The sequence below is a fragment of the Massilia sp. DJPM01 genome (assembly GCF_030348125.1).
Lineage (GTDB): Bacteria > Pseudomonadota > Gammaproteobacteria > Burkholderiales > Burkholderiaceae_D > Telluria_A > Telluria_A frigida.
This window is the reverse complement of record NZ_JAQOZV010000028.1, coordinates 56,527-68,712: the sequence shown is the minus strand read 5'-3', so window position 1 is coordinate 68,712 and position 12,186 is coordinate 56,527. Positions and strand designations below refer to the sequence as shown.

Annotated in this window: 1 protein-coding gene (only partly in view); it reads left to right on the top strand. The window is 65.3% G+C overall.

The features are described 5' to 3' along the window. Nucleotides 1–12,186: the final stretch of a polymorphic toxin-type HINT domain-containing protein gene (locus PO883_RS18605; protein ID WP_289311082.1), read on the top strand. It extends 20,577 nt beyond the left edge of the window; the window shows 12,186 of its 32,763 coding nt (coding positions 20,578–32,763); its start codon lies off the left edge, out of view; it ends in the stop codon at nucleotides 12,184–12,186.

Genomic DNA, 12,186 nt, shown 5'->3' with positions numbered 1-12,186 from the left:
AAGGCCGATGGCAGCGATGCGCGCACGACCAGCAATACCTACGATCTGCTGGACCGCCTGACCAGCACCACCGATGCGCTCGGCTACACCAGCAGCGTCACCTACGACCAGTTCGGCAACCGCATCCGCACTGTCAACGGTGCCTACCTGATCGCTCCGGGCGATGCGCGCTACAGCGCCGCCGCGGCCGCGCTGGCCAAGCCGGTCACGAGCTCGGCCAGCTACGATAAACTGAACCATGTCGCCAGCACCACCGATGGCCTGGGCATGCTGAGCACCTCGACCTACGACGCGCGCGGCAACCGTACCAGCCTGACGGTGGCGGCCAACAGCCCCGACGCGCGCGCCACCACCTACGCCTACGACCTGGCCGACCGCCTGGTCACCCAAACCACGCCGGCCGGCGCGGTGGTGACCTACCAGTACGCCTCGGCGCACCTGACCAAGCCGACCGCCGAAACCCATCACAACCGCTTCGGCCTGGCGCTGGTGACTACCTACACCTACGACCGCAACGGCCGCGTGCTCAGCGCCACCACCGGCGGCGAGACCGTCAGCCATGTCTATGACGTCGACGGCAACGCCAGCGCGACCTTCACCGGCGCGTCGAACGCGCCGCGCGGCGTGCTGCGCGAATTCGACGGCAACGGCCGCCAGACGGCCGAGATCGACGCCCTGGGCGCGCGCACCGAGTACACCTATGACAAAGTAGGCAACCGGCGCACCGTCAAGGATGCCAACGGCAACCTGACGACCCATTGGTACGATAGCGCCAACCGCATCAGCGCCACCCTCGATCCGCTCGGCTACCTGACCAGCTACCGCTACGACGTGGCGGGCAAGCAGATCGAAGCGCACCAGTACGCGGCGCTGTATGGTGGCAGCGTGGACCTGGCCAGCGTGCCGGTGCTCGCCGCCGGTCCGAACGACCGCATCGTGCGCGCCGAATTCGACAAGGGCGGGCGCCACAGCGCCGCCATCGGCGCCGATGGCTACCGCACCGTCTACACCTTGGACGCGGCCGGCAACCGGGTCGGCGTGACCCAGGCCGCGGGCCTGGGCATTGCGCGCACGGTCAAGACCGAGTACGACGCGGCCAACCGCGCCACCCGCCAGACGGCGGCCGACGGCGCCGTCACCACCTCGCAATACGACCGCGCCGGCAACCTGGTCTCGAGCCTGGTCAGCGCGGCCGGAGAACCGGCGCGCCTGACCACGTACACGGTCGACCTGGACAACCGGCGCCTGGCCTCGACCCAGGACCCGGGCGGCCTGAACATCACCCAGAGCGTCCAGTACGACGACCACGGCAACGTTATCGTCAGCATGGATGGCGAAGGCCGGATCATGCGCAACACCTATAACGCGGCCGGTCGCCTGGCGCTGGTACAGAATGGCGTCGGCCAGACGGTGCAGTCGTTCACCTACGACAACCACGGCAACGTGGTCACCGAATACGGCAAGGATGGCAGCAAGCAGTACATCTACGACGCCAACAACCGCAAGATCAGCATGTCGTTCGCCGCTACCTATGTGTACACGGTCGGCGCCAACGCCAGCGAGTACCGGACCAGCACGGTGACCTACCGCTACGACGGGCTCGGCAACGTGGTGCAGACGGCCGACGCCAGCGGCTTCCTGACCACCAATTATTACGATGCCGGCCAGCGCATGGTGGCCCAGCTCGATGCCGACAATGTGCTGCACGAGTACGATTTCAACGCCTTCGGCGAACGCAGCGCCGAGCGCCTGTACATGACGCGCCTCAGTGGCGCACGCGATCCGGGCGTGCGTCCGGGCGCGCCCGTGGGCGAGCTGCGCGCCTACCGCTTCGAATACGATGTGATGGGACGGCTGACGCGCAAGGTCTATCCCCAGGTGCAACTGGCCAGCCTGGCCACCAGCGGCGCCAGCCCGGCGACGTCGCTGGCGCTGAGCACACCCGAAGAGCGTTCCGTGTACGATGCCTTCGGCAATATCGTCGAATCGGTCGCGCTTGACGGTGGCCGCAGCCTCGGTTACTACGATAGCCTGAACCGCCTGGTGGCCCAGGTCGACGCCATGGGTTACCTGACCCGCTACGACTTCGATAACAGCGGCAACGTCGTCAAGAAACGCGCGTATGCCACCGCACTCGATACCGCCACCCTGAACCGCGCCACCATTCCGGCCGCGCCGGGTGGCAGCGTGGCCACCACCACCTTCGTCTACGATCGCGCCAACCGCATGATCGAACAGCGCGCGCCGGCGGTCATGGTGACCGACCAGAACACCCACGTCCAGACCGAACAGGTGCTCGTCACGCGCCGCGTCTACGACAAGGCCGGCAATCTCATTGAACAGATCGTCGGCGCCGGCAGCGGCGCGCAGCAGACCGAGTATTCCTATTACGACAGCCGCAACCGCCGCATCGGCTCGGTTGACGCCAGCCGCACCCTGACCCTGTACCAGTACGATGACCAGGCACGCCTGACCCGGGTCGGCCACTTCCTCACGCCGCTCGGCGCCGCGGTCGACCTGGCCACGGTGGCCAGCGACTACGCCTCCTTGCGCGCACTGGCCACCCCGAGCGCGGGCGACGAGTCGAAGACCTATGCCTACAACGCGCGTGGCCAGCTGGTCACCGAATCGACCGGCACCTCGGCCTTCAGCACCAGCGGCAGCACGGCGCTCGACTTCAACATCAGCGCCGGGGTGAGCTCGAAGAGCTATGCCTACGACGCCGTGGGCAACCGCAGCTGGACCCAGGACGAGTCCGGCGCGACCATTCGCAGCGCTTACGACGGCATGGGCCGCACGGTCCAGGTAATCCAGCCCGACAACAGCGGCACACGCCAGTTCTTCGATGCGGCCGGCAACACGGTGTCGACCTATACCGGTGAAATGAGCAACCAGGCCGTTGCCGCCACCGGCATGAAGGCGACCGTCACCGATGTGCTGACCCTGAACTACAACGTCGGCACGGCCGGGATGTCGTCCTACATTTTGTGGGACACCTCCTCGCACGCCGACCTGGCCAGCTACGCCAACCAGTCCGAGTCGAGCGCCAACCTGGCCTCGAGCGCGGCGACGACGACCTTGCCGCGCCCGGCCTACGGCAGCACGCTCTACTACCGCGTCATCACCCAGGACAATGCCGGTAACCGCGTCTACTCGAGCGAGCAGAAAGTAGTGATGCCGCAGCAAGTCGAGGACGTGCAGGTCAATCGTCCGGACGCGGCGACGATGTCGGTGCGCGTCAAGTTCGGCAGCAACGTGGTAGCGCCCGACCTGCTGTACGGTCCGCGCGGCTACGCCAACGGCGTCATGCACATGACCCTGGCGCAGGATGGCTACTATGAAGCGATCTTGCCGATCAACGGCGACCCGAACAGCTTCGGCTTCAAGCTGCAGTGGCAGGGCACCGACGGGGTGGCGTTTGCCACCGGCGAGAAATCGTTCCAGGCGCCGACCGACCGGGTCGGTTCGGCCACCAGTACCACCGAGAAGGTGGTTGCGGGCGGCATCGAGCTGGCCTACAACGTCTCGGTATCGAATCCGGGCACCGCGTTCTCGCTGATCACCGCGCAGTGGCGCGTGGCCGGCAGCGGCCTGCCGTTCGCGGCCACCGGTTCGCCCAACGGCCAGCTGACCCTGGGCGCCGAGCAGCCGTTGAGGGCCGGCACCACCTACGAGATCGTCATCAGCGGCGTCACCGCCGACGGCGTGGAAACCCTGATCGATCACGTGATGTTCGCCCCCACCGGTACCGATGGCAAGGCGGCGTCGTTCGGCGCCCTGAGCTGGACGCCGCCAGCGAGCGGCAGCACCCAGGCCGTGATCGTCGGCGGCCAGCTGGCCCAGACCGAGCGCTACGACGGTCGCCTGCTGGTACGCACCGGCTATTACGCTTCGAGCGCGCTGGGCCTGTACTACACCGACAAGGTGGCCGAGCCGCATAGCGTCTCGAGCACCGCGAGCGTGTGGCAGGAATGGGAACCCAAGCTGGTCTGGCACAGCGGCCTGTTCGGCAGCAACGGCCACTATGTCGACGAAGGCAAGTGGGTGCAGAAGGGCCACGATGTCGCCTTCAACGCCAGCTTGTCGGCGGCCGAAGCGGCGCGCGCCGCCTCCGGCCTGCATTTCTCGTGGCGCGCCACGGGCAGCGGCGACGGCACCACCTTCGGCAACGATGTGCTGATGAGCAGTCTGGGCGGCGGCAACTACCGCTACAATATGGACCACGTGCCGCTGCCGGCGTCCAGCTTCGATTACAAGATGTGGTACACGGATGCGCAGGGCCGTGAAGTGATCGTCCAGTGGAGCCAGGCGCGCAGCGACGTCAACAGCAACCGCGGCGGCTATTCCGACGTCGTCCAGGCGCGCGAGCAGGGTGCGCGCATGAGCGGGCCGTCGGTCAGCGCCGGCACCTACCTGGGTCGCATGACGGCCGCCGATTTCATGAACGGCATGCTGCTGCAGTCGCTCGATACCGGCCTGGCCGGCAACGTCCTCAACGCCAGCGCGAGCGGCGCCGGCTACTCGATCGAGTCGACCTACAACGCGCTCAACGCCAAGATCGGCAGCACCGAGACCGACGGCGTCTGGCGCGAATACCGGGTCGACGCCAACGGCCGCGCACTCGAGACGGTGACCCTGGGCGTGAAGGGCGGGGCCAACCGCACCAGCACGTTCGCCCAGTACGATTTGAACGGCAACAAGCTGGCCCAGTACGACACGGCCTTCGTCGCGGCCGGCGGCACCGAACTGCGCCGTCCCGTGACGCGCTACGCCTACGATTACCTGGGTCATATGCTGGCCCAGACCGATGCGGCGGGCAATACGACCTACTACAGCTACAACGCGGCGGGCCAGAAGATCAGCCAGACCGACGCCCTCAGCCAGGTCAAGACATTCGGCTACGATGCGCTCGGCCATACGGTGCAGGTTACCGATGAGGCTGGCTATACCAGGTACACGCGCTTCGACCAGGCCGGCAATATGATCCAGGAGATCGACGCCACCGGCCGCAGCACCTCCTATACCCGCGACGGCTTCGGCCGCATCACGGCGGTCATCGACGGCAATGGCGGTGTGACCGTCCTGCGCTACGATGTCCAGGGGCATGTGCTGCAGCAGGGCGATGTCGAATTCGAATACGACACGCGCGGCAACCGCACCGCCGAACACGATACCGGCAATTACTGGGGTCACCGGCGCAGCATGAGCTACGACAGCCTGGGCAGGGTGGTCAGCGTGACCACCAACCCGACCGTCAACGGCAGCTCGAGCACGTCGACCAGCTACCGCCGCTATGATGTGTTCGGCAACCTGATCGCCACCACCGATGGTGGCGGGAAAACCACGCAAAGCGTGTACGGCGGCTTTGCGCGCCTGCTGCGTTCGGTCGACGCCGACGGCAACGCGGTCGTCTTCAGCTACGATGAATTCGGCCGCCAGACCGGCGAAACAAGCCTGAACGCGGCGCCGCGCAATACCTGGCCCCAGTTCGGTGGCGGCGGCAACCAGCAGCAGGGCGGCCTGGCCGGCGCCACGGCCAGCGAACTGCTCGCCGGCGCGCGCAATATCCGCCGCAGCTACGACGACGCCGGCCGCCTGGTCGAGATCAACGACCTCGGCACCGGCGTATCGACCCGCTATTCCTACGACCTGCTGGGCCGTCGCGTGGGCGAAACCACCAGCGGCGCGGTGGACACGGAAGGGCGCAGCCACAACCGCATGATCGACTACGCCTTCGATGCGCTGGGCCGCATGACGCACTGGAAAGACGCGGTCACCGGCCTGGAAGAAACCGTCACGTACGACGCGGTGGGCAACCAGGTGCGGGTACAGGGCAGTGGCGGCGGAACCTCGGTCGACCATGGCACCAACTTCGACGGCGCCGGACGGGTGCTCAACCTGCGTGAGGGCGGCCCGGCCGGCGCCATCGTGGGCACATACACCTATGACGCGGCGGGCAACCGCAGCAGCTACCGCAGCGCCAACGGCGCCACCACGGTCTATCTGTACGACGCCCGCAACCGCCCGGTCAAGGCGTTTACCCAGAATCCGTCCGAAAACTACGGCGTCGCCGACAGCGATACGCGCTACGTCAGCGGCAACAACAACGGCAGCCCGACGTATGCCAGCGCGACGGTGCAGGACGCGCTCAAGGCGATCGCGCTGCGCAAGTACGCCGACATGAACCGCTGGACCAAGATTGCCGCCGACAATGGCCTGAGCAACTTCAGCGCCGATGCCCACGCCACCTTGCTGGGCCGCACCCTGGTGCTGACCCACGAAGAGGAAATCGAGTGGCAGTACGATATCGTCGGCAACAACACCGTGTACCGCGAGGTCAAGGACGGGGTCGAGTGGAGCAAGGTGGCGAAGACCTACGACAATGCCTCGAACATGCTCACCAGCCGCACCGATACGCGCGTGAAGATGAGCTTCGACAGCAGTTACGCCCCGCTGACTTTCAACGATGGCCTGCGTGCCATGACGCTGGTCGAGGTCATCAGCAAGGGCGGCAACACGGCGCCGTACGTCAAGCACGAGAATGAAGGGCAGGAGATCACCCAGCAGTTCAATGGTTCGGGCAAGATCAGCAAGTCGACCATGCGCACCTTCGGCAAGTCGACCAAGACCTATAACTACATTTACGATTACTACAACGATGGCCGCGAGAAGGGCATTCGCGCCTACGGCGACGCCAGCGGCAACGCCACCTTCGCCTACAACAGCAACAACAAGCTGGTGATGATGAACCAGGGCCGCGGCGACGGCCAGGACCGGGCCGAAATCTCGACCTATGTCTACGATAATGCCGACCATATCATCGGCAAGGTGCATGACGACGGCAAGGCGGCCACGCGCGACCGGGTCGACTACCTGTACGCGGCCGGCAACCCGGTGGCGGAAACGGGCACCAGCATCAAGAATGGCGCCTACACTGTGCTCGACAGCAAGAACTATGCGCTGTTCGAGAATTACGGCAAGGACTTCCCGGGCGGCGGCATGCAGTCGTACACCGTCAAGGGGGGCGAATCGTTGAAGAGCGTTGCCGATGCGATGTATGGCAATGCCAGCCTGTGGTACCTGATTGCCGACGCCAACGGTTTGTCCGGCAACGACACCCTGAAAGCCGGCCAGGTGCTGCGCGTGCCGTCGGCCAACGGTCCGGGCAATATCGATGCGGGCGCGCACAAGGTCTACAACGAGAACGATATTGTCGGCAGCAAGCTGCCGAACCTGAAATCGCCGCCGCCGAAAGGCAAGGGCGGTTGCGGCGGTTTCCTGCAGGTGCTGGTCATCATCGTGGCGGTGGTCGCCTCGTGCTTCCTGGGCCCGCAGATGATGTTGCTGGCGCAGGGCATGGGCTTCGCCGCCGGCGGCCTGGCCGCCACCGTGGTGGCGGGCGCTCTGACCGGCGCCGCCGTCAGCGTGGTCACCCAGGTGACCAGCATGGCGGTCGGCCTGCAGGACAGTTTCAGCTGGAAAGCGGTGGCGATGGGGGCGCTGGGCGGGGCCCTGACCGCCGGCGTCGGCAACCTGAGCGGCGGCATCAATACCGGCTCCTCGATCGTCAACGCCGGCATCAAGGGTGCCTTGTCGAACGTGGCGCAGCAGGGCGTGAGCATGATGATGGGCGAGCAAAAGTCGTTCAACTGGCGCTCGGTCGCCGCGGCCGGCCTCGGCGCGGCAGCGGGCGACGCGGTCGGCGGCCTGCTCAACGACAGCGGCCTGGCCAAGCCGGGCGAGATGGCGTATCGCCAGTTGACCAGTGCCAGTACCAGCATCGCCAGCCAGCTGGTCTCGACCGGCAGGATCGATTGGCGTTCGGTGGGCGTGAACGCCTTGATGATGCCGGTGAACGATATGGTGGCCAAGCAGGGATACACCGGCGTGGCTGACGCGCTGGCGCAAGGGGTTGTCGGCGCCGCGACCGCAAAACTGAACAAGCAAGATGCGTGGGCAGGCGCGATCGGGGGCGTGGCTGGCAGCGTCGTGGGCCAGTTGATGCCGAAGGCATTCGTGGCGATGGGTGACGATCCCTACGGCCAGCGCGGTGGCGACAAGACCTTGTTTACCGCCGATGTCCTCAGTGCCCAGGTCGGCATTCTGGGATCGAGCGTTGGCAAGGCCTTCGCCCAGTGGGCCGGCCGTGATCAGGGTGTCGCCGCTCAGGCCGCCCATGGCGCCGCGTCGTCCTCGTACAACGCCAGCGTGTCGGCTGTGCAACGTACGATGGCGGACAATGCCGCCAAGGCGAAAGCCGAAAGCGATCTGCAGCAGGCCAAGGCCAAAGCCGATGCCAAGGCCGAAGCCGAAGCCAGCTTGGCCGCAGCAGCGGCCAAGCCGAATCCGAACAGTGCCCAGGCAGGCACGCGGCCACGCAATCTGCTCGACGCGGCCTTGGGCAGCGACTTCAGCTACGACATGCTCGGCGGCATCAGCTTCAAGGGACAGCCGCTCGCGCTCGGTGGCGACGGTAGCGTAGAGCAGGCGCCGGCGGCGCCGAAAAAAGTCAAGGCCAGCGACTTCGGTGGTTCCACCGACCGCATCGCGCGCGCTAACCTGCCGAAAGGCGCCACCGAAGAGCAGGTGCACGAGTACAGCCTGCAGATCCTGAACGCCAACCAGATCGTCGACACCCACAAGGTCAAGGCGAATACGATGCTGACCATTCCGGATTACATTGCTGGCGGCACGGGCAGCACGGTCGCCGAGCAGGTATGGAAGCGCGGTAACAAAGTCGATGTACACCAGCGCGAAGTCAAAGCGCAGGCTGCCGCCGAGGCCAAGGCTTATGCGGCCGCGCGCCAGGCTGCAGAGGAAAGGGCGGCAGCGGTGGAAGTCAGTGCCAAGACCGCTGCAGCGCCTTCCGCCGCCACCGCGCCCGTGCCGGTGCGCACCGTGCAAGTGCAAGATAACTCGGTGAGCGGCCAGTGGAATTCGCTGGTCAGCAGTGCTGGGGAGTATGTATCCAAAGCAGGAAACTACGTCAGCAGCACGGCCAGTGCGCTTGCCGACGACATCAGTCACACCGCCGGCGTGGTTGTCAAGTCGGCCGGCAGGCTGGCCGACAGGGCATTGGACGCCAATATTTCCGTCCAGGCGGAATTCAAACGCCGCGTCGCCGACAGTGCTGCCCATGCCGACAGCAAGCTCGGCGCTGCGCTGTATACCTATGCGGGCAAGGGCATCGATGCTGCCTTGACGGCCAGCGGCACCGCCCTGACGGTGGCGTCGGATCCGATCCGCGCGGCCGAAAGCGCGCAGGAAGTCATTTCCGACGTCGTCGGCACGGGCGTCGACGCGAATATCCGCCTGCAGGGCAAAGCCAAAGCGTTTTTTGCCGACAGCGAGGCCAAGGCCTCGAACGGCATCGCGGCCGCAGCCTATCGCGTACTCGGCGCCGAGGTCGACAGCGTGCTGACCTATACGGGCGTATCGTTGCAGATCGTCTCGCGTCCGCTCGACGCGGTACGCAATGCCAATGCCGCCCTGACCGACATGCGCGATGTTGCCATTGGCGCGGGCGCGATCATGACCGCGCCGCTAGTGAAGGGCGCCGTCGACGCGGTCAATTTCACCGGCCTGACCAACGTCGATTCAAACGCGGTACAGGATGCGATGCACGCCTACGCGACCGAAAAGCTCGAATCCGAAGGCAAGTCGGTCATCAAGCGCGGCATCACCGGCACTGCGGGCGTCAGCCTTGGCGTGCTGAAGAATGCGGGCGACATGGTGATCGGCCTGGGCTCGATCGCCAAGACTGTCGCCCTGGACGACATCTACATGAGACTGGGCGGCAGCGGTGGCCTGGGCGATCAGGTAGGCTTCCTTAAGGATGCGCATAACGACGCCGTGAAAATGCAGGACAGTATTGCGTCCGGCATCAAAACGGCGTTCAACACGCTCACCAGCGATTCGATCAGCAACAATTCCGGAAAGGCGTATGCGGCAGCCGCAGGATGGCTGAGTGGCGTCGCCAATGACTTCAAGGTTGCGTATACGTCCGACAGTGGAACGGACTCGCTGCTGGCGGGCGTGGCGGCGGGAGACAAGACCACGACCGCCGCGTCGCTGGCATTCGGTGGGGTCGGCTTGGCCAAGGGCGCCGTGTCGCTGGCCGGCAAGGCGTACCGCGGCCTGCGCGGCGGCGGCGCGGCCGCCGAGGCGGTAACTGCAAGCGAACTGGCGATCGGTGCCGGCACCGAACTGGAATTGGCTGCCAATACCAGGGCCGGCGCGCAGGGCCAGTTTGCCCAGCAGGGCGGCAGCGCAGCGGCCCAGGGATCGTATGCGCAGACAGGTGGCAAGGGTAGTGGTTACGCCCAAGCGGCATATGCTGATGCACGTGGCACGCCGCTCTCGGCAGCCCTGCCGGAAACCAATCTGCGGGCCGCGACCGACCGCGCCTTAGCGGCGTCTCGCACGGCAGAAGCGAACCGCGTGGCCGCTGGCGGCGCCGCGCCGGGAGGCGTGAAGAACGTCTACCACGCAACCGACACACCGGGCAAGGCGCAGAGCGTCATGAACGGCATCGATCCGAAGTACATCAACCCGAACGGACGTTTCGGCGCGGGCGCATTCTATGTCGCGGAGCAGCCTGGCACGGCACTGCGTGAACTGGCGCACCATAACATCAACCCGACCACGGGCATCCGCTTCGAAATTGTTGCCAAGGAGATGAAAGTCCTCGACCTGACCAATCCGGCCATCGCGGCGGAGGCGGGATATGTACGTGGTCCGATCACCTCGACCACCCAGGCCATCGGCGAGAAGGCGGTGGCGGATGGCTACAACGTGATTCGTTTCCCGTCCGAGCGTGCCGCCGGCGGGGTCAATCACGCGGTGATGGACAACTACAACAAGATCCTGAAACCGGTCGGGGTGTCGCCGATTGAATCGGGTGCGGCGAAAGCTGCCGATCGCCTTGCCGGACCGCCGAAACCACCTACGCCGACGACGCCACCGGCGCCGGGCAAGCCGAGCGCGAATGCGCCGGCGGCGCCGGCCAAGCCGAGCGCGGCTGCCCCGGCGGTGCCGGGTCCGACTGCCGCCAAGGCGCTGACGGCGCCTGGTCCGAAGCCGCTCGACGGTCCGGTCAACCCGAGCGGCCGCGTGCCCGAGGGCGGCAATGGTCCGCGCCCGGGCGCGCCCGACGGCGTCGGCCCCAAGCCAGGCGTGGCTCCGCTGGACGATATCAACAAGACCGGCAAGCCGAATCTTCCGAAAGATCCGGATGGATGTTTTGTCGCCGGAACCCAGGTATGGTCCAGGGACGGCCTGGTGGCGATCGATGCCATCCGGGTTGGCCAGCTGGTGCTATCGCAACCCGAGGACACGGGCGCCCGCACCTATCGCCGCGTGAATAATATTTTTGTCTATGAAGACAAGACTATATATAGTGTGCAGTTGGTGACGGAAGCAGGCATTGCCTCGACCATCCTGGCGACGCCGAACCACCCATTCTTCGTGCGCGACTTTGGCTGGACCGGTGCGGAATTCCTGAAGGCCGGCAAGGTGCTCGAATTGCATGACGGTAGCTCCGCGACCATCACGGCGGTCGAGGACACAGGCACGACGGCGCAGGTGTTTAATATCGAGGTCGATGGCTTCCACACCTACTATGTGGGCGCTGCAGGGGTATGGGTCCATAATATCGACTGCAACAAGAAGGTTGAAGGTGCCGCTGCTGGCGGGCCAGCTAACGCCACGGGTAAATCTGGTCCAGCCGATCCAGCGGATGGCCGACGGATTTACGGACCGTTTTATGAACAAGCAAAGCAACACGCTGCGGCGAAGCCGGATTTCTTCCCTCATCCGGACCAACCCGGCACGTCAATTGTTGTCGGAGGAAAACTGGTCATTGCTCGAAAAGAATACACATCAGCGGTTCCAAAGGGGCTTCTGCCGGCGGGACATCATCGCCTCGGTTTGGCGTTTGGTGGTGACAACACAGCAGCGAACATTGTTTTCACAGGTGAATCTACCATCCGTGCCACTGCGCTTGCCGGTCTGGATTTGTCGTTTTACAAAGCAGCAGGATTCGGAAAAGCAAATGCAAAGGTCCTTAAGATTTATCAAGAAACCCCTGGTGGTATTATCAAGTTCGGTCTGAATCCGCGTCACACGGAAGTCACAGTGTTTCAGAATGCGGTGATGAAATGGCAGCGCGAACAGGGGCTTCGTTGA